Origin of the sequence: Bosea sp. NBC_00550, assembly GCF_026020075.1 — a bacterium.
GTDB lineage: Bacteria > Pseudomonadota > Alphaproteobacteria > Rhizobiales > Beijerinckiaceae > Allobosea.
The window spans coordinates 2,577,334-2,599,251 of the sequence record NZ_CP102772.1 but is presented as its reverse complement, the minus strand read 5'-3'; the positions used below and the strand labels follow the sequence as shown (position 1 = coordinate 2,599,251).

The following is a 21,918-nucleotide window of genomic DNA, read 5'->3' as shown; positions in this document are numbered from 1 at the left end:
GCAGTCACGCGTGCCTCGCCGAAGGAGCGGGCGGCGAAGCGAGTTCGTGGAGTATGGTGACTAGCTCAGTGTGAACAGGCGAAGTCCGATCACTGAACGCCTCGATTGGATTTGCTTCAGTGAGCCGGTTGAGACGTGTAAGCAGGCGAATGCGTTGACGGCGGGTGAGTTTGGCTTCGGACGAGCGCCAGCGGAAGAACAGGCGATATAGTTCACCGTCGCCGATGAGCTGGTTAAGTTCGTGAATCGTGACGTAGGCGAGGAAAAGGACCATCAGCCATATCTGAATTGACAAAAAGCGCGGCAGCGAAAAGTGATTCACGAAATGGTCACCGAAAGCGGTGATTGCGCCCCCTGCAGCGACGAAATGGACGACCTCCTCGGCCAGTCGCACGATCAGTACGCACACCCAGTATATCGCGCTCTTGAACAAGATGGGCTGGATCATTGGCGCACCGTCGAAACGGCGCATAAACGGCAGGTTGTCGGTTACCAAAACGGCTTTTCCGACCAGCAACGCCGCAAATATCGCGGTGAAGAAGCCACTGAACTCGACGCCGTGCTCCTGCAGGATTAGACGTTTGGTCCATAGGATCAGATTGAAGCCGAAGAGGAAGAATATCGTCGGCGGAAGCGCGTGCTTCACCTGTGTAAGCCACCAAGATACGGCCCGCCGCAAGAGCAATGTCGGTGTAGGGGCGGCAATATCGGGCTTTCTCATCTTCTACCCCAAGGATTTCGCGGTTAGCGGGTCGTTGTGACCACTCGGGTCCCTCGAACGTCTTCAGGTTCGGGCACAGTTGTTGACTTTACGTCATCAACCCGGTCACGAAGACCCAAAGAGGTGGAAGCGGGTTTCCCCAACTAGAAGGGTTCGAGGCGAGAGCCGACTTGTTTGGTCGGCGCTGCCACCGCTAGCTTCGGGGCATCGGTACCGTGCGGCGAATTTCACCGTGGCCATTCGCCGCCCCGACCCATCTTTGCCTCCCGCATGGGCTTGCCCTTTACCCAGATACTTGTCTTGATCCGGCATTGAAGGCAATTCTCCCGACAGAGAGAGACCTGTTGCCCGGGCCTGCGGGCGCTCGGAGGGCATTGTCACGGGAATGGGCGATTTGAACCTGGCCAATTAGGGCAGGGGGCATGCAGCCGATTTCTTACGCCCGTCACAGTTCCCGCCTGAGATTATCGGCACGCCGTGGGGCTCCATCTGCGGTTCATACCGCGATGTCGAGGAGTTGCTGGCGGAGCGCGGCCTCGACATTTCGTACAAGACGATCCGGCGATGGGTCCTCAAATTTGGCTGCAGCTATGCCCGCAACCTGCGCCGGCTGCGGCCGCGGCCGGCAGACACCTGGCACCTCGACGAGATGGTGATCCGCATTCAGGTCCGGCACCTGTATCTATGGCGAGCGTCGACAGCGAGGGCGAGATCCTCGACATGCTGGTGCAATCGAGACGGGACAAGGGTGCTGCCTTACGGCTGATGCGCAAACTGCTCAAAAAGCATGGCTTTGCTCCCAAGGTTCTGGTGACGGACAAGTTGCGATCCTACGGCGCGGCACGGCGCGAGCTGGGGCTCTCGGCGCGCCAAGAGCAGGGCCTGCGCCGCAACAGTCGGGCTGAGAACTCACACCAGGTGATCCTACGACAAGAGCGCAAGATGCAGCGCTTCAAGTCGCCGATGTCGGCGCAGCCCGTCCATGCGCCGTCCACAATCTCTTCAACCTCGAGCGCCATCTGATCTCCCGAGCAACGCTGCGCCTCTTTCGAGCCGCGGCCGCGCAGCAGTGGCAAAACGCGACGGCCGCCGCGTAAGTCGGCTTTGCTCAGGGCCAAATCCTGGCTCGTCGCGGTTCCCGTGACAATGCCGCTCGAAGCGGTCTGCGAGGAATTGCTTCGGCTCCGCGATGCGCTGATGAGCCAGCCGCAGGCATAGCTGGCGTCGCTCTGATGTCCTGAAAGCCGGCGCGTTCTAGCGCTGGCCCCTCAATCCTTCCTCTGAGCCTTCTGTGCCTCCCGGATCGCATGCCAGACGCGGGAGGGTGTGGCGGGCATGTCGAGATGCGTGACGCCGAGCGGGCGTAGCGCATCGAGGATGGCGTGGATCACGGTCTGGGGCGCGCCGATACAGCCGGCCTGGCCCACGCCCTTGGCACCGAGCGGGTTGGCCTGCGTCGGCAGCTCGACCATCGAGATCTCGAAGGTCGGCAGATCCATGGCGCGCGGCATCGCGTAGTCCATGAAGGTCGCGCTCAGCAGCTGGCCGCCATCGGGGTCGTAGCGGGCTTCCTCCATCAGCGCCTGGCCGATGCCTTGCGCCAGCCCGCCATGGACCTGCGCCTCGGTCAGCAACGGGTTCACCAGCGAGCCGTAGTCGTCGACGGCGACGTAGCGCAGCAGGCTTACTTCGCCGGTTTCCGGATCGACCTCGACCTCGGCGGCCTGCGCACCGTTCGGGAAGGTGTAGGGCACGTTCCGACGGGCGCCATGGCTCGCGAGCGGCTTGCCGGTCGTGTCCGCGACATGGCGCGCGACGGTCGCGAGGTCGACCTCGCCCGCGCCGGGAGCGTGGAAGCGACCGTCACGGAACGTGACGGCCTCCGGCTGGCTTTGAAGGAGCTCGGCCGCGACCGGCTTGGCAGTCGCGACCAGCGCCCGCGCCGCCAGGACGAGAGCGCCGCCGCCCAGATGCAGCGAGCGGGCGCCGCCATGGCCGCCGCCGCTGGGGACGAGCGCCGTATCGCCCTGGACCAGGCGGAAGCGCTCCACGGGCAGCCCGAGCTCGCTCGACAGGAGCTGCGCGAAGCTCGTTTCGTGACCTTGTCCGTTCGACTGGGTGCCCACCGCCATGGCGATGGCGCCATCAGCGTGAGCCGTCAGCCACGCGTCCTCGTTCGGAGACCCGCGAGAGGTTTCCAGGAAGCAGCCGATGCCGAAGCCGCGCAGCTTGCCGCGCCGGCGCGACTGCGCCCGCCGCTGGCGGAATCCGGCACGGTCGACCTCGGCCAGGACACGGTCGAGGTTGGGACCGAAGGTCCCACAATCGAGCACGGCCCCGAAGGGCTTCTGATAGGGAAAGCGGCGGATGAAATTGCGCTTGCGCAGGGTCGCGGGGTCAATCCGCAGGCGATGAGCGGCTTCGTCCACCAGCCTCTCGATCAGGTAGTTCGCCTCCGGCTTGCCGGCGCCGCGATAGGCGTCGATCGGCACGGTATTGGTGAAGACGCAACGGACATCGACCGTCATCGTGGGGATGTCGTAGAGGCCCCCGAAAGCGGGCGTCGGCGCCGTGGTGGCACTGCCCGGTCCCAGCGAGGAGACATAGGCGCCGAGATTGGCGACGGTTTCGACCTTTAGAGCCAGGAAACGGCCCTTCGCATCCAGCGCGAGCCGGCCGGTCGTCAGGTTGTCGCGGGCGTGGACGCCGCTGGAAAAATCCTCGATGCGCTCGGCGAGCCAACGCACTGGCCGGCCGAGGCGCTGGGCGGCGACGAGCACCAGCGCATATTCCGGATAGGTGACGTTCTTCATGCCGAAGCCGCCGCCGACATCGGGACAGGCGACGTCGATCCGCTCGGAGGCGATATGCAGCACTGCCGCCAGTTCGCGGCGGATGTCGTGCACCGAGGCTCCGCTCAAGGACAGGCGGTAGCGGCCGCTCGCCTTGTCGAAACGCCCGAGCGCCACCCGCGGCTCGAGCGCGGCCGCCACGATTCGGTTGTTGACGACCCGGCAGCTCACGATATGGGCGGCCTGCTCGAAGGCCGCGGCAACGGCCGCCTCGTCGCCGAGCCGATAGCGCAGGGCGAGGTTACCGGGCGCCTGCGACCAGATTTCCGGCGCGCCGGGTTCCACTGCTGCGGCGAGCTCGGTGACCGAGGGCAGGATGTCGTAGTCGACGGCGATCAGCTCGCAGGCCTCGCGGGCAAGATCGACGCTGTCGGCCACGACGAAGGCGACGGGGTCGCCGACATGGCGCACGCGCTCATCGGCGAGCGGCAAGCGGGGCGGCACGATCAGCGGCGCCTCGCCGATCACCGCCAGCGAGCAGGGCAGGGGGCCGAGCTCGGCAATATCGGCTGCGGCATAGACGGCGTGAACGCCCGGCAGGTTTCGTGCGGCCGCGGCATCGATCGACAGGATCTCGGCATGGGCATGGGGTGAGCGCAGCACCATGGCATGCAGCGCGCCACGGACCTCGTCATCACCCAGATAGCGGCCCTGCCCCGTCAGGAAGCGCTCATCCTCGAAGCGACGCAGTGAGCGCGGGTCCGCAGGAGCCGGGATCGGCGCCGTCGCGGGGGTGGAAGGCTTTGCAGGCATCAGGCGACGACTTTTCGAGTTTGCGTCAGTTCGTTCCGGAAACCGCTCTGCACGTTTCGGGTCGGGATGTCAGCCGGCGCGCTTCATGGACAGCTCGGACAGCACATTGCGAAAGATGTTGAGGCACGCATCGATGTCGGCCGTCGTGACCCCGATATGCGTCACCGCCCGGATACGATGCGTGCCGAAGGCGCCCATGCCGACACCGGCCACCTTCAGTGCCCCGACCAGGGCCTCGGCAGTGACGCCGGTTCCGGCGATGTCGAAATAGAGGATGTTCGTCTCGATGCGTTCGTGTTCGAGGCGGATGCCCGGAATCGCGGCAAGCCCGGCGCCGAGCCGGTGGGCATTGGCATGGTCCTCTGCCAGCCTCTCGACATGGTGGTCGAGGGCGTAGAGACCGGCGGCAGCGAGGATGCCCGACTGACGCATAGCCCCGCCCCAGCGCTGCTTCAGGCGCCAGGCCTCACGGATGAAGTCACGCGATCCGGCCAGCACCGCACCGACCGGGCAGCCCAGCCCCTTGGTCAGGTCCAGCCAGGCGGAGTCGAAGGGGCTGGCATGGGCCGCCGCTGACACCTTGCTCTCCACCACCGCGTTGAGCAGGCGTGCGCCGTCGAGATGGAGCGAGAGGCCGGCCTGCCGGGCGGTCTCCGCCACTTCGCGAATGACGGAGAGCGGCCAGACCGCGCCGCCACCGAGATTGGCGGTCTGCTCGACGCAGACGAGGCGCGAGCGCGGCGCGTAACGACTCTCCGGGCGGATGGCCTGGCGCAACGCATCGGCCGTGAAGATGCCGCGCTCGCCGTCGAGCGTGCGGATCATCACGCCGGAGAGTGCGCTGGGCCCGCCCGTTTCGAAATTCACGATATGCGCGGTGGCGTCGCAGATCACCTCCTCGCCGGGGCGGCAATGCACGGCGATCGCGATCTCGTTGCACATCGTGCCGGAAGGCAGGAAGACGGCGGCCTCCTGGCCGAGCATCGCGGCGACGCGCTCGCACAGGGAAAGCGTGGTCTTGTCCTCGTCCTTTTGCTCGTCGCCGAGGGGCGCCGCCATCATGAAGCGGCGCATCGCCTCGGTCGGGAGCGATTTGGTGTCGCTGTAGAGCTCAATGAAGCGATGGCCGGTCATGCTGGTCTCCGGAGGCGGAGGAAGGGTTCGCCGCGGGCGAAAGGCGACGATTACCGGGGAAGAGTGGACCGTCAGGCAGTCACGGCGAAACCCGCTGCTTCGCGTCCGGCAATGCGGCCGCTGAAGCAGCTCGGCCCGACCATCATGCCCTCGAGCGGCTTGATGCCGCCGATATGGCCGCCGGCCATGCCCGCGACCTCGCCGGCCGCGTAGAGGCCGGGCAGGGTATCGCCCGTTTCCAGCAGGACGCGGCAGTCCCGGTCGGTCTGCACGCCGCCCATCGACTTGCGGCCGATCGGGACGAAGCGGACCGCGTAGAAGGGTGGTTTGGCTAATGGCGGAAGACCGGCGAGGGGGCGGTCGGTGACGGGGTCGCGCGCCAGCCCGCTGGCAAGCCAGCCGTTCCATTGCGCGACGGTGCGTGCGGCGCCCTCTGCGTCGATGCCGGCGCTACGGAAGAGCTCGTCGAGCGTGTCGGCTCGTGAGACCCAGGAGGAGTGGGCGATATGGCGCCTGGCCGCCTCGTTGCCGGTTTCCGAGCCCGGCGGGACGTGGTGGTCGTCGACCCCTATGCCAGGCAACATCGCCTCGTCGAAGATCGCCCAGCCCGTTGCCTCAGGCTGTGCGAGCAGGCGCGGAACCGAGAGATTGCCGCTGGTCGACTGGCTTTCGTCGTGGAAGCGCTCGCCGTTGCGGTTGAGCCAGAGCCAGCCCGTCTTGCCGCGGAAGACGATGCCGCGCTCGCCGGTCGGATCGCGATAATCGGGCACGCCGGTGGCGTAGCAATAGAGATCATCGAGATAGCCGAAGCGCACGCGGTGGCGCTGCAGGAGCGCGATGGCCTCGCCCTTGGCGCCGGGGCCGCCGCCCGCCAAAATCTGCGGCACGCCTTCGAGGCGGCGGGCATGGCGGCGGATCATCTCCAGGCTGCCGGCGAAGCCGCCGATGGCGATCACCACCGCCGGGGCATAGAGCCGTTGCTCGCGGCCCTCGGCGTCGCGGCAGACGACACCGCCGACCTTGCCGTCCTCGACGATGAGATCGGTGAGCCGCCAGCCAAAACGCCAGGCTGATTGGAGGTTCCGTTCCTTGAAGCGCTCCCACAGGATCGCCATCAGGCCCGCGCCGCCGTTCAGCGGGCGATGGAAACGCGGGACGCTCTCGCCTTCGAAATGCCTGATGTCGGGGAAGGTCATGCCGAGCCCGGTGAGCCAGTCGATCAGGTCGGTGTGGCCGCGCTCGAAATAGGTTCGGGCCCAGTCGCGGTCGAAATCATGCCCGCCGGCCGCCAGATCGGCGAAGGCGAGTTCGGGTGAATCGGAGATGCCGCGTTCGGCCTGCAAGGCCGTGCCCGGCACGCACATGCCGCCGCCGGCAAGCCGGGCCGTCCCGCCGAAGCCATCGGCCGCGTCGAGGCCAATGACCCTGGCTCCCGCCGTCGCGGCTTCGAGGAAGGCGCAAGCGCCCGCCGCGCCACCGCCGACGACAATGACGTCGGCATCTTTCTCACGCGCCATGGTCTGTCTCCGTTCGCCCTTCGGCGATCAAGTCCCGTGTCAATTCGGCCACGGAGCGGCAGCCGGTCAGCGCCATGGTGCGGTCGAGTTCGGATTGCAGCAGGCTCAGCACGTGATAGGCGCCGGCTTCGCCTCCGGCGGCGACGCCATAGAGCGGCGCGCGGCCGGCCAGAACCGCATGAGCACCGAGCGCGAGCGCCTTGGCGATGTCGCTGCCGCGGCGGATGCCGCTGTCGAGCAGGACGGAGCCCTTGCCGCCCGCGGCGGCGACAATGCGGGGCAGAGCGTCGAGCGTGCTGGCTGCGCTGTCGAGATTGCGCCCGCCATGGTTCGAGACGACGACACCGTCGCAGCCGAGCGCGAAGGCGCGCTCGGCCTCCTCCTCGCGCATGATGCCCTTCAGCAGCAGCTTGTGGGGCCAGCGCTCACGCAATCGGGCGATGTCGTCCCATGTGACGGACTGGCAGAGCGAGGTGCGCGAGGCGATCTCCTCCGCGGTGAGGTCCTGGCCCGGCTGCGGCATGTTGACGACGCGCGGCAGCCCACCTGTCGCGAGATAGCGCAGTGCCACGCCGGCCAGCCATTGCGGATGCAGCAGCATCTCAGCGCAGGAGGCCAGCGTCGGTCCCCAGGGCGGCATCAGCCGGTCGCGCTGGAGATATTCGCGCTGGCCGAGCACGGCCGTGTCGACCGTGACGACGAGCACGCCGAAGCCGAGTTCGCGCGCTCGATCGACGATGCCGTAGGTCAGCGCGCGATCCTTCCAGAAATAGAGCTGCTGCCACACGGTCGCGCCGGTGGCGGCGATATCGGCCATGGTGGTGGTCGAGTAGGTCGAGAGCGTGAAGGGCACGTTAGCGCGCGCTGCGGCCTTCGCCAGCTCCAGCTCGCCACGATACCAGAACAGGCCGGCAGGCCCTGCCGGCGCAACCGCGAGCGGCATGGCGTGGCGCTTGCCGAACAGCTCGGTCTCGGTCGAGCGCGCGGCGACATCGACGAGCGTGCGCGGCAGGAAGGTCAGGTCGCGAAAGGCCTGGCGGTTCCGGTCGCGCGCCAGATCGTCCTCGGTCGCCCGGTCGACGAAGTTGAACAGGCCCTTCGGGAGGCGGCGCGCCGCAACGCGCCGCACGTCCTCGATGTTGAAGCAGCGCGAGAGCGCCATGGCCTCAGGCCTTGGACATCGCCGTTTCCTGCGCCGTGATGAATTCGAGCAGGACCGGCTGGCCTTCCTTGGTTTTGGCGATGCCGCGCTCAATCGCGCCGCGGATCTCGGCCGGGTCGGTGATGCGCTCGGCATAGGCGCCGAAGGCGCGCGCCATGTCGCAGTAATTGCCGGTGATGCGGTTGGCCGCGTAGAGGCGGATCGCATTAGGGATGCTATTTAGCTCGGTGGCCATGCCGCCGTTATTGAGCAGGATCGAGAGGATCGGGATCCCCTCGCGCGCTGCGGTTTCGATATCCATGCCGGTAAAGCCGATCGCCGCGTCGCCCCAGACATTGATGCAGAGCTTGTCCGGGCATGCAAGCTTGGCGCCCATGGCGATGCCGAGGCCGTAGCCGAGCTGGGTGGTCTTGCCCCAGCCGATGAAGCTCAGCGGATCACGCGCGACCCAGAAGGGTGTGAGCTGGTCGCGCGGTCGCCCAGCGTCGTTGGTGATGATCGTTGGCTCGTCTTGCGTCGCCGCCATCAGCTCCCAGACGACGCGATACGGATTGATCGGCGTCTCCGCCGAGGTCAACTTCGGTAGCCATTCGGCGAGCCAGGTTTCGCGCGCGTCGCGGATGCGGGCGGCAACTGCATCGCCCTTTTCCGATTGCAAGCCGCGCCGTTCCAGTTCTGACAGAAGTGCCCGCAAGGCCAGCTTCGCATCGCCGACGAGGCCGATTTCGGCTGACACATCCTTATTGAGATGCGCCGTATCGAGTGTCATGTGGATGATGCGCTTGCCCTTTGGCACCGGCACCGCGAACAGTGTCTCGGTGAAGCTGCAGCCGACGCCGAGGATGACGTCGGCCTCGTCGAGGAAGGACTTGACCGGCATCGGATAGGTCAGCCCGCCGGAGCCGAGCGAGAGGGGATGATCCTCAGGGAACGAGCTCTTGCCGGGCAGAGTGGTGACGACCGGGCACGCGAGGCGCTCGGCCAGTGCGCGCAATTCGTCCCAGGCCTGGGCGTAATGGACACCTTGGCCGGCATGGATCACGAGATTGCGGGCGGAGCCGATCAGCTCGGCGGCGCGGGCGATGTCGTCGGGATCGGGGGCCGTGCGATGGCTGCGGACCGGGACGTAATCCTCCGGCTGGGCCAGCTCGGCGGTCCAGAGATCGTTCGGCACCTCGACGAGCACGGGCCCGCCGCGGCCATTGCGAAGCTGGCTCAGCGCGCGGCGCATCACATTGACGACCTCGCCGGGTAGGTTGAGCTGCTCGGCCGACTTGGTGATGTCGCGCATGCTCTGGACGGCGTTGAAGTTCGGCTTGATCCCGGCGACGCGCTGCGGATAGCCCTGCGGGATCACGAGCACAGGCACGGAGTCGGCATAGGCCTGCGCAACCGAGCCGTACGAATTCTCGATGCCCGGCCCGTGCTGCATGGCGAAGACGCCAAACTTGTGTCCGGACGACAGGCGCGAATAGGCGTCGGCCATGTGCATGCCGGTGCGTTCCTGGCGCACGACGATCGGCCTGATGCCGACCAGAGCGGCCTCGTCGATCAGCTTGTTCGTGGGGTAGCAGAACAGCAGCTCCACCCCTTCCTTCTTGAGGATGGAGGTCATGGTCTGGGCGACGTTCATGATACTGGCACTCCGGTTCTCAGGCCTGATCGGCCGCTAGACGCAAATCGGCGAGGGCAGGCGACCCCAGCATTCCCATCGTGATCCTGAGCTCGTTGGACAGGATGTTGAGGATGCGGCCCGCGCCCTCCGCTCCTCCGATCGCCACGCCATAGAGTGGCGCGCGCCCGACGAGGACGCCGCGTGCGCCCAGCGCCAGGAAGCGGGCGATGTCGGCGCCGCGGCGAACGCCGCTATCAGCGAGAATCTCGAGTCGGTCGGCGACAGCATCGGCGATCGCCGGCAACACCTGCGTCGGGCCGGGGGCGCAGTCGAGATTCCGCGCGCCATGGTTGGACACGACGATGGCATCGACGCCGTGCGCCAAGGCCGCCAGCGCATCCGCCACCCGCAGGATACCCTTGAGCACGAGCTTGCCGCGCCAATGCCGGCGCAGCAGCTCCACATCCTTCCAGGTCACGTCGGTTGCCAGGCTAAGCTCATCGGAAAGCGAGGCGCGGCCGAGTTTGGTGCGGAACTCGTCGGGATAATGCGCATAGGTGGGCACGCCGCCCACCGCCAGAGCCCGCAGCATGACCGATCCGGTCCAGCGCGGGTGCAGCGCAACGTCGAGCCCGGCTCGCCACGAGGCCTTGAGTGGGATGCCGAAACCGTTGCGCAGATTGTATTCGCGGTTGGGTCCGACCGCCGTGTCGACGGTCAGGACAAGCGTCTCGGCACCGGCGGCCCAAGCGCGGTCGAGCAGGGCGAGCATGCGCTGCCGGTTCTTCCAGACATACAGCTGGAACCAAAGCCGGGCCCCGGACTCCTCCGCGATGCGCTCGACCGTGGTGATCGACTGGGTCGACACGCAGAACGGGATGCCCGCGGCCGCCGCAGCCTTGGCTATCGCGATCTCGCCATCGTACCAGACGAGGCCGGCGACGGCGGTGGGCGCGATCACCAGGGGAAGCGGCTGGCGGTGGCCGAGGATCTCGGCCTCGGTCGAACGTTGCGAGACATCGACCAACACAGCGGGCGAAAGCGCGATCGCATCCAGCTGGCGGCGATTGGTCGTGATGGCGATCTCGTCCTCGCTCCCGCGGTCGACATATTCGAAAAGACCGCGCGGCAGCCGCCGAGAAGCGGCGCGGCGCGCATCGGCAATATTGAGGATATGGGCGAAGGCGGGCTTGGCGGTCATCGCGTCATCATCACCGTGGCAATCTCGTGCCGACGCCGCGCTCGCGTGCGCGGCCGACGACAAGATGCGCGAGCGCGAGGTCGGCGAGGGCAAAACCACGGAAGCAGAAGAAGGAACGGGCTCCCGGCGCCGTCGGATGGGCGGCGTTGGCAAGCTCAACGAGATCGTGACCGAAACGGACCGTGGTCACCGGGTTGCCGTCGATGTCGTAGGGAGCCTTTGACTGCTCGAGGCTGTCCGTCACAAGCACGTCGAAGGCCGGCAGATTCTCGGGAATCCAGCTACGGCCGATGTCGACGGCGGCGGCGAAGGCGTTCGGCTTCATCAGGCTGGCATCGAGGAAGGGCTTCAAGCCCGGAGCGCCCGGCACCATTGAGATAACGATGTCGCTGCGGGTGAGAAGCGTGGCCGCATCCACAGCGATTTCCGTCGCAAGCCCGCGCTTGGATCCAGCCTCTGCGAGACGTTCGGCCGAGGACCGGCTGCGGCTCAGCATCAGCGCTGTCGTCAGGCCGGGATAGAGGTCTAGGAAGGCGGCGAGATGGGCATGGGCCTGAAGGCCGCAGCCGATGAACCCGATGGTCTTGGGTGCGGGTGGCGCCATTCGTGTCGCGGCCGCCGCCGAGAGCGCGGCGGTCCGGATCAACGTGATCTCGTCGCCGTCGAGCACGGCCAGAGGCGCGCCGCTTTCGTAGTCGCTGACGCATATCAGGGCGTTGATGCCAGGCACCGGGCTCTCCGAGCCGACCGGTGCCATCGCGACCCACTTTAGGGTAGCGATCCCGTCTACCTGTGATGCAGCCGTCATCGCCTGGAAGGCATGGCCTGGACCGAGCGCGAGCCCGCTCTTGGGAAGGCTGCGATTGAGACCCGCAGCGTGGTCACGGAAGGCGCCGAGCACGGCCTCGCGCGCCTCGCCGGGAGGAATGGCGAGCGCCTTCACGTCATTGCGGGAGAGGTAGAGCAGGTGCTCGCTCATTGGGCGAACCTCCGGGCGGAGTAGGGGACGGGGTCAAAGGGCGGCTCGCGACCGTCTATCAGTGCAGCGACGAGCTTGCCCGTCGCCGGCGCCTGGGTCAGCCCGGTATGGGCATGACCGAAGGCATGCAGGATATCTCGCGAGCGGGACGCGAAGCCGATGCAAGGCAGGGCGTCCGGCGTCGAGGGACGATTGCCCATCCAGCGATCGATCTCGGCTGTATCGAAGCGCATCGCCTGTTCGGGAAACATCTTGCGCGCATAGCCCAGCAGGATGTCGGTTCGGCGCCAGTCGGGCGCGGCAGCTGGATCGGCGAGCTCGACCTGTCCGGCGAGCCGCAGTCCCTGCGGCGTCGAGACGACGCCCATCTGGCCATCCGACGGCATCAGCCCGACGCCGAGCGCTATGCCAGGTTCGGGAATGACGACGTGATAGCCGCGCTCGGAGATCAGTGGCACGCGGTCTCCGGCGAGCCGAGCCAGACTGGCCGATCCGATGCCCGCGGCGAGGACGGCCCGGTCGCAGGAGAGGCTACCCTGGTCCGTGGTGACGGCGCTCAGTCTGCCGCGCTCCATGACGAAGCCGGTCGCGCGCCCCGCGATGCGTCGCATTCCGCGTGCTTCCAGCAGGCGGGCGAGGGCGGCGCAATAGGCGCCGGGGTCGGCGATCTGGCCGGCATCATCGAGGCGGGCGCCGAAACGGTAATGTGGCGACAGCTCCGGCTGAAGGCGGCGCAGCTCGGCTTCCTCGATCTCGCTGAAGCGGACCCCGAACTCGCGGCGAAGCGACCAGATCCGGCTCTCCGCCGCGAAGACGGTCCGATCCGGATAGACGTACATAAGGCCTTGCTGACGGATAAGATCGCTGACGCCGGCCTCAGCAGCATAGTTCCGGTGATCGACCACCGTACCCTTGCAAAGCGGATAGCGCTGGCGCGCGCTCGTCGCGATGCGGTCCCAGTCACGGCCGGCGGCAATGAAGCGGGCGAGCCAGCCGGCGTGCCGGGGGAGGTCCCGCCAGCGCACCGTGAACGGTCCGGTCCGGTCGAGCAGGAAGCCCGGCACCTTGCGCCAAAGCCCAGGCAGGGAAATCGGGGCGATCGCGCCGGGGTTGATCCAGGTTGCGTTGCCGTAGGAGGCCGATTGTCGACCGCCCGGTTCGCCGGGTTCGATGAGGATCACGTGATGACCGTCGCGCTGGATTTCCAATGCCGCGCATAGGCCTACGATCCCCGCGCCGATCACGGCGACGGTCAGGGGCGCATCCTTCGACATCGGCCCGCCTCAGCCGCGATTGTGGAAGTGGCTGAGGAAGACCTTGGTCGCCTCCTGCTTCGGCTGGTCGATCACGTCGCGAGCTGGTCCTTCCTCGACGATGACGCCATCTCGCATGAAGACGACGCGGTCGGCCACGTCGCGAGCGAAAGCGATCTCATGGGTCACGATGATCATCGTCATGCCTTCGGCCGCGAGATCGCGCATCACGCCGAGGACTTCGCCGACGAGCTCGGGATCGAGCGCCGAGGTCACCTCGTCGAAGAGCATTACCTCGGGCTCCATGGCAAGGGCGCGGGCGATGGCGACGCGCTGCTTCTGGCCGCCGGAGAGCTTATTGGGAAAGACGTCGACCTTGTCGCTCAGGCCGACCTTGGCGAGCAGATTGCGGGCGAGTTCGTTGGCCTGCGGCTTAGGCATGGCCTTTACCGAGACCGGGCCTTCCATGACGTTTTGAACCACCGTCATGTGCGGAAACAGGTTGAAGTGCTGGAAAACCATGCCCGCGTTCGAGCGGAAGCGGGCCTGTTCGCGAGTGGCCGGCAGCTTCGAGCCGTCGCCGAAGGTGAAGCTGTCGTTGCCGATGCGGATACGTCCGCCCTCGGGCAGGACCAACAGGTTGAGGCAGCGCAGCAGCGTCGACTTGCCGGACCCGGACGGGCCGATCAATGCGATCACCTGAGCCGGCTCGACCTTGAGGTTGATGTCGCGCAGCACCGTCAGGGCGCCGAAGCTTTTGCGCAGGCCGGAGACCTCGATCTTGTAGCTCATCGCTGCGCCCTCAGTTGCTCTGAGCCAGCCGTTTTTCGGCTTGCTTGACGATCGCGGTCAGGGGCAGCAGCACGATCACGTAGATCACTGCCACCACCGTGTAGACCTCGAGGGCGCGGTAGGTGTCCATCGCCGCCACCTGGCCCTGATAAAGCAGATCAGGGACGGCGAGGACCGAGACGAGCGAGGTGTTCTTGAACTGGATGATCGACTGGTTCATCAGCGGCGGGATCATCCGCTTGATCGCCTGCGGCAGCACGATGCGGCGCATGACCCTCGCCGGCGTCATGCCCAAGGCCAGTCCCGCCTCGGTCTGCCCGGTATCGATCGAGACGATTCCGCCGCGAATGACCTCCGCATAAAACGAACCGCCATACAGCGTCAGCGTCAGGATCGCGGCGGTGATCGCGTCGAGCTTGATCCCGGTCAGGATCGGCAGTGCGTAGTAGAACCACAGCAGCAGCACGAGCAGCGGCGTCAGCCGGAACATCTCGATATAGGCCCAGGACAGCCAGCGCAGCACCGGGGATCGCGAGAGCTGAGCGATGCCCGCGACCAAACCCACGATCAGACCGAGGATCACGATCGCTATCGTGATCCCGATCGTCACGCCTGTCCCTGTGAGGAATATCCAGCGATAACCCCAGAGGATATCGAAGTTCCAAGTATAGGACATGCCAATCCTGCCCGCGCCCAGCGCGGCTCGAAGCCGTTCAAAAAATGGATGGGCTTCCCGCAGGCGAGTGCGGGAAGCCGGGCAAGTCTTAGAGGGTGATCCCGGCGGGGATATCCTCGGGCTTGACGTCGACCTGCTCCAGGCTCTCAACGACCGCGCTGCGGACGAGGCCGAGGCCGCGCGCATAGCCGACCCAGGTGTTGACGAAGAAGAGCCAGGTCTTGTCGACCTCGCGGCGGACGGCCGCATTCGATGTCGATCCGAAGAAGGGCTGCGGCACGACGACCTTGCCGAGGCTGGCATCCGCCTTCACGGCGCGTACGCCGCCCATCCAGAAGATGCACTGCGCATCGACGCGGCCGGTGCGCAGCGCCAGCATCGCCTCGTTGATGGTCTTGAAGCGCGTGATCTGGGCCTTGGAGCACAGGAGCGTGGCGATCTGGTCATGCGCCGAGCCGACGTCCACGGAGATCTTGACCTCCGGCTTGTTCAGGTCGGCCCAGCTCTTGGGATCGAAGCCCGGCTTGGCGATGACGACAAGCGCGCTGTCGTAGACCCCGTTCGAGAAATCCACCGCCATGGCGCGTTTCGGCGTCGGGTTTAGGCCGAACATGATGTCGATCTTGTCTGCCTGCAGATCGAGCACCGCATTGCCCCAGGTCGTCTCGACGAGCTCCAGCTCGACATCCATGTCCTTGGCGAGCGCCGAACCGATCGCATAGAAATGACCGCTCCACTTGCCCGAGGCCGGGTCCTTGCTGAACCAGGGGGCGCTGGAGGTCACTGCGCCCAGTCTCAACTTCTTCTTGGCGATGATGCGGTCGAAGGTATTCTGCGTGGCGGCCTGCGCGCTTGCTCCGTTGGAAGCCAGCGTCACTGCGCCGGCTGCAATTGCGCCAGCACCGATGAGGCCTGCCAGATCCCTGCGTGTCGTCATTTTCACTCTCCCGGCGTTGTGAGGCGAACCTCGTTATGTCTGGTGAGGCAGGCTCCCGCTTCCCCCGCGGGCTATCCGTGACCTTCCGCCTCTCACCGGAGGCGGCAGCGGATTTTTTCTCCGTTCTCAGATCGCCTTCGATGCCAGCAGAACACCCGGATTCATCAGGTTCTGCGGGTCGAACAGCGTCTTGACCTTGCTCATCAGCTCATATTTCAGCGGATCGGCGAGGCGTTCGAGCTCCTCCGTCAGCTTGCGCCCGACGCCGTGCTCGGCGCTGAACGTGCCACCGAAGCGAGCCGCGGCGTCATGTATGGCGCGCTCGACTTCGAGCGCGAAACCATCCTGGTCAGGCTGCGACGCCCAGAAGTCGCGCTGGAACATCAGGATGTAGTGAACATTCCCATCGCCGAGATGGCAAACAACCTGCGTTACCGCTTGCGGGTATCGCTTGGCTGCGACCTTGTCGGCTGCCGCGATGAAGCCGGCGACATCGGAGGAGCGGACGGCGACATCATGGACGATGCCGATGCCTTCCTTCTTGTTGGCCTCGGAGACCGAATGGCGGATGTGCCAGAATTCGGCAGCCTGCTGCTCGGAGGTCGCGACGACCGCGTCCATGGATTCGCCATTTCCGAGCGAAGCGCCGACGATTTCTTCAAGGATCGCCTGGAGGTCCGTGGTGGTATCCTCGCTGCCGAGCTCGATCAGCGCCGACCAGGCTGGAATCTCCGCGAAGGGGAAACGCACCCGCTCGACGTGCCGGCGCACCAGCTCGAACTGCGAGGCGGAAATCAGCTCGAACGCCTGGATATAGGAGCCGGCCCGGTCCTGCAGGGAGGCGAGCAAGGCGACGGCTGCCGCCGGATCGGTAACGGCGACCCAGGCATGAGCGCTGTTGGGCGTTTGCGGGTGCAGCCTCAGCGCCGCACCCGTGATGATGCCGAGCGTGCCTTCCGCGCCGATGAAGAGATGGCGCAGCATGTAGCCGGTATTGTCCTTGCGCAACGCCGCGAGATCCGCCAGCACGCGCCCGTCCGGCAGCACCACCTCCAGGCCGGCGACGAGATCGCGCATCGGGCCGTAGCGGACGACGCCGGTTCCGCCGGCATTGGTCGAGATCAGCCCGCCGATCTGGGCGCTGCCCTCGCTGCCGAGGTGCAGCGGGAACTGCCGTCCCGCCTCGGCGGCGGCGCCATGCAGCTCGCCGAGGACGACGCCGGCATCGACCGTGGCGATGCCCGTCGCCCTGTCGATGGCGCGGATTTGGTTCAGGCGCCGCAGGGAGAGCACGATGCCGGGCTTGTCACCGCGATCACTTTCCGGCACGGCGCCGAAGCAAAGCCCGGTATTGCCGCCGACCGGGAAGACCGGCTGCCTCTCCGCTGCGCAGAGCGCGACGACCGCAGCGACTTCCTGGGTGGAAGCTGGCTGGACCACGGCAAGCGCCCTGCCACGTCGGCGCTGTCGCCAATCGGAGAGCCACGGCTCCATCTCGGCCGGGTCGGTGATAAGCCACTTCTCACCGACGATGCCGCGAAGTTTCCCGATCACGATCCGCTCTCCGCTCAGGCGAGGTCGACGGCTTTTGCCCGAGCAACGGCGGTTTTCAGTTTCGCCAACGTCTCCGGGCTTGGCCCCACCAGCGGCAGGCGGACCCCGCCGACCGGCCTGCCTGCGAGCGCCATATATTCCTTTAGTGGGCCCGGGTTGGTCTCGACATAGATGGCGTCGACGACGGGATCGATCTTGTCCTGGAGCTTGAGCGCTTCCTTCAGCTTGCCCTGGCGGGCGAGCTCGAAGATCTCGATCCAGATCTTCGGATAGATCGTCGCCGAAGCGAGGACGCCACCGCGCGCTCCGAGCGCGACATGGGTGGCGAATAGGGGTTCCTCGCCCGAGAGGATCGCGATCTTGTCGCCGGCGAGCTTCACCGTGCGGATGAAGTCCGGCATGTCGTACGACGAGTATTTCATGCCGATGATCGAGCCGTCCTCAGCCATCGCTTGCACCGTCTCGGCGAAGGCGGAAACGGTGGTGCGGCGCGGGATCTGATAGAGCATGACCGGTAGGTTTAGCGCATCGCGATAACGGGCGAACCAGGCGCGCATACCCTCCTGGGTGCCGGGTGCGTAATATGGGGTCACGGTCATGACCGCCGAGGCTCCGACCTTCGCGAAGTCGCGGCCGGCTTCCAGCGCATCCTCGTAGCCAGTTGCGAGCACGCCGGGGATCACCGGCTTGCCATCGGCCACGTCGACGCAGGCGGCGACGATGTCGCGGCGCTCACCACGCGAGAAGACTGGATATTCGCCCGTGCCGCCGATCGGCACGATGCCGGCGGCGCCTGCCTCGAGCTGGAACCGCACCAGCGCCTGGAGGCCCTTGATGTCGACCGCCCCATCGGCATCGAGTGGCGTGACGATCGCGGTGTACAAACCGCCGAGAGTGTCGTGCGTAAGCGTCATCTGAAGAATCCCCACAGTGATGCTGCCGTTTCCGCGCGTCGGCCCCCTCGCCAACCGCGCCCAATTCCTTGCCGGCGCATTGTTGGGAACGGAGCCTCTTTGAGGGGCATGGATGTGTCAACACAAAAATATAAAAATGTCTGATACGACAATTATTGAACTATACGCGATGGCGTTCTCTTCCCCTCCTCGCAACCAGAGCTTATGACAGGACGGTCGCCATCAGGGAGACGAGGAGAATCGGCATGCCGGAAATCTCGCTGGCGGATCGCGGGGAGATCGAACCGCCTGAGGCCTGGCAGGTCGCTGAAGAGCCGCGCGGGGGGGTCGATGTCGGTGTTCGGCTGCTAAAGCTACGAAAAAACCGCGGGCTGACGCTGCAGGACGTCAGCGCGATGACGGGGGTCTCCGCCTCTGCCTTCTCCAAAATTGAACGCAATGAGCTCTCGCCAACGATCTCGACAATGCAGCGTATCGCGCATGGACTGGACGTCGAGTTGGCGACCCTTTTGTCCAGCGGTCAGGACAACGGCACAATGAGCTTTGCCGGACGCCGCAGCATCAACAGAACTGGCAGTGGCAGCAAGCATACGACCGGGACTTGCAACAATGTCCTGCTCTGCGCCGATCTCAAGAATAAGCGAGCTACGCCTATACTGACGACCGTGGCCGCGCGTTCGCCTGATGAATACGCGGCTTGGGCAAAGTCCGAGGCAGAGATATTCTTGATGGTACTCGAAGGCACTCTCATTGTGCACAGTCGCCTCTACGAGCCGCTTGAGCTCAACAAGGGCGATTCCATCTACTACGATGCCACTACGGAACACACTTGGACCTCAAAGGGTGCCTCTGATGCCGTGGTTCTGTGGGTTCTCGTCGACCTTTGAGATCGCTTCCGCTTCGTTTAGGGGTGAGCCTGCGACGACAATGCGGACGCGTTCCGGGGGTAGTCCTTCGCTTGGCGATGATGGTTGCCCGGATCGCTGCCAGCCTCGGCTTTGGTGACGGGCAAAGGGTTCTTATCCCGTTTCGTCTGTTTGAGGCGACGGGATTGGGGGAGGGCGTAGGCCATCACTCGCCGGCATCTTTGTCGCGGGATTTGATGGATCGGCTGGTTCCGGCATCGAGACGAGCGAGCGCCTGGGTCAGCTTCACATCGGACAGATCGTACCAGACCGACAGCAGCAGCGCCCTGAACATCGAAAGCGGAGGTAGGCCGGCTCGCCCTTCGTCGCCGGGAGTTCGACGACATGAAGCGCGCGTTTGGACGCCGATCACCGTTCCTCGCCGCATCTGCGGTGATAGCTGCTGGCCCAACGCGACCATGAAAGGCTCACGAGATCAGAATAATCGATTTTCTATCGGTCTTTGCCAATTCGAGTGACCGTTCTCTTTGGGTATGCGGCCCGACCAGCTGCCTCGCCTGACCAGGTCTTCCAGGGTGGCCGAGATGACTCCCCGAGGGCGCAGCGTCGGACATCGCAACAGCAAATTAGGACGGCCTCGTCGAAAGGCGATGGTCGAATTGACCGGTGGCATCCGAAACTCGTCTGTGTCAGATTCGAAGACCTTCGCCAGCCGGCACTCATTGCCCAGCTCATTTGCCTCCTCCCGCGAATCCATTTCCTGCCTTTCGCAGCCTGTTCGACACGTTTACTGCGCATGTAATTTCAATCCCTCTAACTTTTGTTATGCTGACTTCAACATGGGATGCGGTCCGTCGCCGACATCCCCGGACCGAGCGGCTGTGCTAGGCGTTGCAGGAAACATGCTGAGAGGCGATCGATGAGCAGGAACGCCGCAGGGACGGATCCCCTGGATAAGGTGACGAACGAAGCGATCGTCGTTCCCGAGGATGCCGAACATCGGCTCGGCGAGACGGTCCGGCTCCTGCGCCAGCGCGCCGGCTTGTCGATTCAAGACGTCGCGCAACGCACGGGCCTGTCCACCGGTATGATCAGCCAGCTCGAGCGTGCGCTGGCTTCACCCTCGATCAGGAGCCTGCGGCTGCTGAGCATCGCATTGGGCGTGCCGATCTCGTATTTCTTCGAGCCGCATGCCTCCGACCCGTCGTCGCAATACGTCGTGCGCCGGAATGACCGACGCCTTCTGCGCCTCACGGCGAGCGGCGTGCTCAAGGAATCGCTGACGCCAGCCCAGGGCGGCGCGCTCGAGATCTATGAGCTGACACTCAATCCCGGTGCGTCGTCGGGTGCCGATTTCGTCCAGCATGTCGGGGAGAAGGCGGTCTACGTTCTCTCAGGCCGTATCCGGATCTGGCTCGATCACGAGCCCCATGTGCTGGATGCGGGCGACAGCGTCTGCTTCCCCAGCACCGTGCCCCACATGTTCGACAACCCCGAACAGGCCGTGGCCCGTGCGATCTGGGTCACGAGCGGCGGCCATCATGGATGATGAGATCGAGGGTGCAGTCGCGTGCCAGAACCATGCATCTCGGTCAGCACAACAGCTCTCACGCTTGCCCAGTGGGCTCCGAACCTGATCCCAAACCTTCCTCGAACTGTAGAAATGTACGGACTCGCGAGGGTTCTGTTGCAAACTCTTCAGTTACGGAGATTAGGGCATCTCCTTTCAGCCATTGGCGGGAGGATTTCAGATTTTCAAGGGCCGTCATTTCGACCGATCGGTGATCCTGCTGTGTGTTCGATGGTATCTGGCCTACGGTCTGAGCCTGCGCGACCTGAAGGAGATGATGGCCGAGCGCGGCATCAGCATCGACCATTCCGCGATCCACCGCTGGGTCGTTTACTTCTCGCCATTGCTGCTTGAGCGCTTCAACCGGCGCAAGCGCGCCGTGACCGCCAGGAGGCATGCGGACGAGACGTACATCAAGGTCCGCGGACGGTGGATGTATCTCTATCGCGCCATCGACAGTGTTGGCGACCATCACGCCTTCGAGTCAGGTACAAGTCTTCGCCCGTTGCATCATCGGGCAGCACGGGTACACCGCCGACGCCGCACGTGAGATGGGCGAGGATGAGTTCGCTGGTGGCCTCTACAGCCGCAGCCCGGCCCGCTGGTTCTCGCATGAGTGCCCTGATCGAGGTGATATCCCGGACCGAAACTTGGGGCCGCCAGATCCGGCCGAGCCTGCGGCCGTACGACTGAGGACCAGCTCGGGCTGTACTAGGCCGTCGACTCATTACCGCGTAGCCAGATCCTGACGCATGCGAGCTTGAGGCTTGCGAGGAAGTTCTCCGCGAGCTTGTCGTAGCGTGTGGCGACGCGGCGGAACTGTTTGATCTTGTTGAAGAAGCGCTCGATCAGGTTTCTGTCCCTGTAGAGGTGCCGGCTGAAGCAGATCGGGTCCTTCCGGTTGCTCTTGGGCGGGATGTTGGCCCAGGCTCCGCGTTCACCGACGAGGGCGCGCAAGGCGTTGGCGTCGTAGCCCTTGTCGGCCATCAGCATCGCGCCGGGAGCGAGATGGCCGATCAGGTCAGCGGCGCTGGCGATGTCGCTGGCTTGCCCCGCCGTCAGCTTGAGCTGGATGGCGCCCTTGCGCATCGACGAGGGCATGGATTTTGGTGGTGAGCCCGCCTCGCGAGCGACCGAGACAACGATCTCGACCCCCCTTTTTCCGGTCGCACCCTGTTGATGGACCCGCACGACCGAGGTGTCGATCATCTGGACGTCGCCGTCGTAAGCCTTTGTGATCGCGTCCATCAGCCGATCCCAGACGCCAGCTTTGCGCCAGCGGTTGAAGCGATTGTAGATCGTCGTCGGTGGGCCGTAGCGAGCCGGCACATCCGCCCAGGGCGCACCCGACCGAAGCACCCAGAAGATGCCGTGTTTGATCCCAGGTTTTGATGGTGCGATCTTTTCCATCGGATGGAAGGA

At 65.3% G+C, this 21,918-nt stretch carries 18 protein-coding genes and 2 pseudogenes; 4 read left to right on the top strand and 16 right to left on the bottom strand.

Translation table 11 applies throughout. The features are described from left to right. Positions 1–4 precede the first annotated feature (4 nt). Positions 5–721: a hypothetical protein gene (locus NWE53_RS12430; RefSeq protein ID WP_265054574.1), complete on the bottom strand. Its 717-nt coding sequence runs from the start codon at positions 719–721 to the stop codon at positions 5–7. Positions 722–1,143: 422 nt separating this feature from the next. Here NWE53_RS12430 and NWE53_RS12425 point away from each other — a divergent pair. After that, positions 1,144–1,818, top strand: a pseudogene (locus NWE53_RS12425) (IS6 family transposase). Positions 1,819–1,989: 171 nt separating this feature from the next. Here NWE53_RS12425 and NWE53_RS12420 read toward each other — a convergent pair. The 13 genes from NWE53_RS12420 to dapA all read right to left on the bottom strand — a co-directional run bounded on the left by NWE53_RS12420 (position 1,990) and on the right by dapA (position 18,060). After that, complete coding sequence (locus NWE53_RS12420; protein WP_265054573.1) at positions 1,990–4,326, bottom strand: xanthine dehydrogenase family protein molybdopterin-binding subunit; 2,337 nt, start codon at positions 4,324–4,326, stop codon at positions 1,990–1,992. Between the two features lie 69 nt (positions 4,327–4,395). Further along, the gene (locus NWE53_RS12415) at positions 4,396–5,460 is read right to left on the bottom strand and encodes a threonine aldolase family protein (protein ID WP_265054572.1); all 1,065 of its coding nucleotides are present in this window, start codon (positions 5,458–5,460) and stop codon (positions 4,396–4,398) included. Between the two features lie 71 nt (positions 5,461–5,531). After that, entirely contained in the window at positions 5,532–6,977 is a 1,446-nt protein-coding gene (locus tag NWE53_RS12410; RefSeq protein ID WP_265054571.1) for an FAD-dependent oxidoreductase, read from the bottom strand. Further along, entirely contained in the window at positions 6,967–8,139 is a 1,173-nt protein-coding gene (locus tag NWE53_RS12405; RefSeq protein ID WP_265054570.1) for an alpha-hydroxy acid oxidase, read from the bottom strand. Before NWE53_RS12405 ends, NWE53_RS12410 begins: the two co-directional genes overlap by 11 nt. A 4-nt stretch (positions 8,140–8,143) precedes the next feature. Then, positions 8,144–9,772: a thiamine pyrophosphate-requiring protein gene (locus tag NWE53_RS12400; protein ID WP_265054569.1), complete on the bottom strand. Its 1,629-nt coding sequence runs from the start codon at positions 9,770–9,772 to the stop codon at positions 8,144–8,146. 19 nt (positions 9,773–9,791) lie between these two features. Then, positions 9,792–10,955, bottom strand: a complete 1,164-nt coding sequence (locus NWE53_RS12395) for an alpha-hydroxy acid oxidase (protein WP_265054568.1) — start codon at positions 10,953–10,955, stop codon at positions 9,792–9,794. A gap of 10 nt (positions 10,956–10,965) precedes the next feature. Further along, positions 10,966–11,934, bottom strand: a complete 969-nt coding sequence (locus tag NWE53_RS12390) for a hypothetical protein (RefSeq protein ID WP_265054567.1) — start codon at positions 11,932–11,934, stop codon at positions 10,966–10,968. Continuing rightward, a complete protein-coding gene (locus NWE53_RS12385) occupies positions 11,931–13,208 on the bottom strand; it encodes an NAD(P)/FAD-dependent oxidoreductase (RefSeq protein WP_265054566.1) in 1,278 nt (425 codons plus the stop codon). Before NWE53_RS12385 ends, NWE53_RS12390 begins: the two co-directional genes overlap by 4 nt. A gap of 9 nt (positions 13,209–13,217) precedes the next feature. Next, on the bottom strand, positions 13,218–13,979 hold the full coding sequence (locus NWE53_RS12380) for an amino acid ABC transporter ATP-binding protein (RefSeq protein ID WP_265054565.1): 762 nt from the start codon (positions 13,977–13,979) through the stop codon (positions 13,218–13,220). 10 nt (positions 13,980–13,989) lie between these two features. Further along, positions 13,990–14,655 (bottom strand): amino acid ABC transporter permease, encoded by a 666-nt coding sequence (locus tag NWE53_RS12375; protein WP_265054564.1) that lies wholly within the window; start codon positions 14,653–14,655, stop codon positions 13,990–13,992. An 88-nt stretch (positions 14,656–14,743) separates the two neighbouring features. Continuing rightward, positions 14,744–15,592 (bottom strand): transporter substrate-binding domain-containing protein, encoded by an 849-nt coding sequence (locus NWE53_RS12370; RefSeq protein WP_265054563.1) that lies wholly within the window; start codon positions 15,590–15,592, stop codon positions 14,744–14,746. A 126-nt stretch (positions 15,593–15,718) separates the two neighbouring features. Continuing rightward, positions 15,719–17,146 carry an FAD-binding oxidoreductase gene (locus tag NWE53_RS12365; protein WP_265054562.1) on the bottom strand — a complete coding sequence of 476 codons (1,428 nt, stop codon included), beginning with the start codon at positions 17,144–17,146 and terminating at the stop codon, positions 15,719–15,721. A 14-nt stretch (positions 17,147–17,160) separates the two neighbouring features. Further along, entirely contained in the window at positions 17,161–18,060 is a 900-nt protein-coding gene (gene dapA / locus NWE53_RS12360) for a 4-hydroxy-tetrahydrodipicolinate synthase (protein WP_265054561.1), read from the bottom strand. A gap of 245 nt (positions 18,061–18,305) precedes the next feature. On the opposite strand from dapA, the gene NWE53_RS12355 reads away from it, so the two are divergent. After that, positions 18,306–18,947 carry a helix-turn-helix domain-containing protein gene (locus NWE53_RS12355; RefSeq protein WP_265054560.1) on the top strand — a complete coding sequence of 214 codons (642 nt, stop codon included), beginning with the start codon at positions 18,306–18,308 and terminating at the stop codon, positions 18,945–18,947. 184 nt (positions 18,948–19,131) lie between these two features. On the opposite strand, the gene NWE53_RS12350 is transcribed toward NWE53_RS12355, so the two are convergent. Then, entirely contained in the window at positions 19,132–19,260 is a 129-nt protein-coding gene (locus tag NWE53_RS12350; RefSeq protein WP_265054559.1) for a hypothetical protein, read from the bottom strand. 585 nt (positions 19,261–19,845) lie between these two features. Between NWE53_RS12350 and NWE53_RS12345 the strand changes: the two genes are divergently transcribed. Next, on the top strand, positions 19,846–20,475 hold the full coding sequence (locus NWE53_RS12345) for a cupin domain-containing protein (RefSeq protein WP_265054558.1): 630 nt from the start codon (positions 19,846–19,848) through the stop codon (positions 20,473–20,475). Between the two features lie 202 nt (positions 20,476–20,677). Further along, positions 20,678–20,965 (top strand): annotated as a pseudogene (locus NWE53_RS12340) (IS6 family transposase); the annotation flags it as partial. A gap of 242 nt (positions 20,966–21,207) precedes the next feature. Here NWE53_RS12340 and NWE53_RS12335 read toward each other — a convergent pair. Next, entirely contained in the window at positions 21,208–21,906 is a 699-nt protein-coding gene (locus NWE53_RS12335; protein WP_265054897.1) for an IS5 family transposase, read from the bottom strand. Positions 21,907–21,918: the final 12 nt, after the last annotated feature.

What these genes read in the sequence shown, in the direction of transcription:
- NWE53_RS12430 (WP_265054574.1), bottom strand. Translation starts at nt 721, where the DNA reads ATGAGAAAGCCCGATATTGCCGCCCCTACACCGACATTGCTCTTGCGG.
- NWE53_RS12420 (WP_265054573.1), bottom strand. Translation starts at nt 4,326, where the DNA reads ATGCCTGCAAAGCCTTCCACCCCCGCGACGGCGCCGATCCCGGCTCCT.
- NWE53_RS12415 (WP_265054572.1), bottom strand. Translation starts at nt 5,460, where the DNA reads ATGACCGGCCATCGCTTCATTGAGCTCTACAGCGACACCAAATCGCTC.
- NWE53_RS12410 (WP_265054571.1), bottom strand. Translation starts at nt 6,977, where the DNA reads ATGGCGCGTGAGAAAGATGCCGACGTCATTGTCGTCGGCGGTGGCGCG.
- NWE53_RS12405 (WP_265054570.1), bottom strand. Translation starts at nt 8,139, where the DNA reads ATGGCGCTCTCGCGCTGCTTCAACATCGAGGACGTGCGGCGCGTTGCG.
- NWE53_RS12400 (WP_265054569.1), bottom strand. Translation starts at nt 9,772, where the DNA reads ATGAACGTCGCCCAGACCATGACCTCCATCCTCAAGAAGGAAGGGGTG.
- NWE53_RS12395 (WP_265054568.1), bottom strand. Translation starts at nt 10,955, where the DNA reads ATGACCGCCAAGCCCGCCTTCGCCCATATCCTCAATATTGCCGATGCG.
- NWE53_RS12390 (WP_265054567.1), bottom strand. Translation starts at nt 11,934, where the DNA reads ATGAGCGAGCACCTGCTCTACCTCTCCCGCAATGACGTGAAGGCGCTC.
- NWE53_RS12385 (WP_265054566.1), bottom strand. Translation starts at nt 13,208, where the DNA reads ATGTCGAAGGATGCGCCCCTGACCGTCGCCGTGATCGGCGCGGGGATC.
- NWE53_RS12380 (WP_265054565.1), bottom strand. Translation starts at nt 13,979, where the DNA reads ATGAGCTACAAGATCGAGGTCTCCGGCCTGCGCAAAAGCTTCGGCGCC.
- NWE53_RS12375 (WP_265054564.1), bottom strand. Translation starts at nt 14,655, where the DNA reads ATGTCCTATACTTGGAACTTCGATATCCTCTGGGGTTATCGCTGGATA.
- NWE53_RS12370 (WP_265054563.1), bottom strand. Translation starts at nt 15,592, where the DNA reads ATGACGACACGCAGGGATCTGGCAGGCCTCATCGGTGCTGGCGCAATT.
- dapA (WP_265054561.1), bottom strand. Translation starts at nt 18,060, where the DNA reads ATGACGCTTACGCACGACACTCTCGGCGGTTTGTACACCGCGATCGTC.
- NWE53_RS12355 (WP_265054560.1), top strand. Translation starts at nt 18,306, where the DNA reads ATGCCGGAAATCTCGCTGGCGGATCGCGGGGAGATCGAACCGCCTGAG.
- NWE53_RS12350 (WP_265054559.1), bottom strand. Translation starts at nt 19,260, where the DNA reads ATGTTCAGGGCGCTGCTGCTGTCGGTCTGGTACGATCTGTCCGATGTG.
- NWE53_RS12345 (WP_265054558.1), top strand. Translation starts at nt 19,846, where the DNA reads ATGAGCAGGAACGCCGCAGGGACGGATCCCCTGGATAAGGTGACGAAC.
- NWE53_RS12335 (WP_265054897.1), bottom strand. Translation starts at nt 21,906, where the DNA reads ATGGAAAAGATCGCACCATCAAAACCTGGGATCAAACACGGCATCTTC.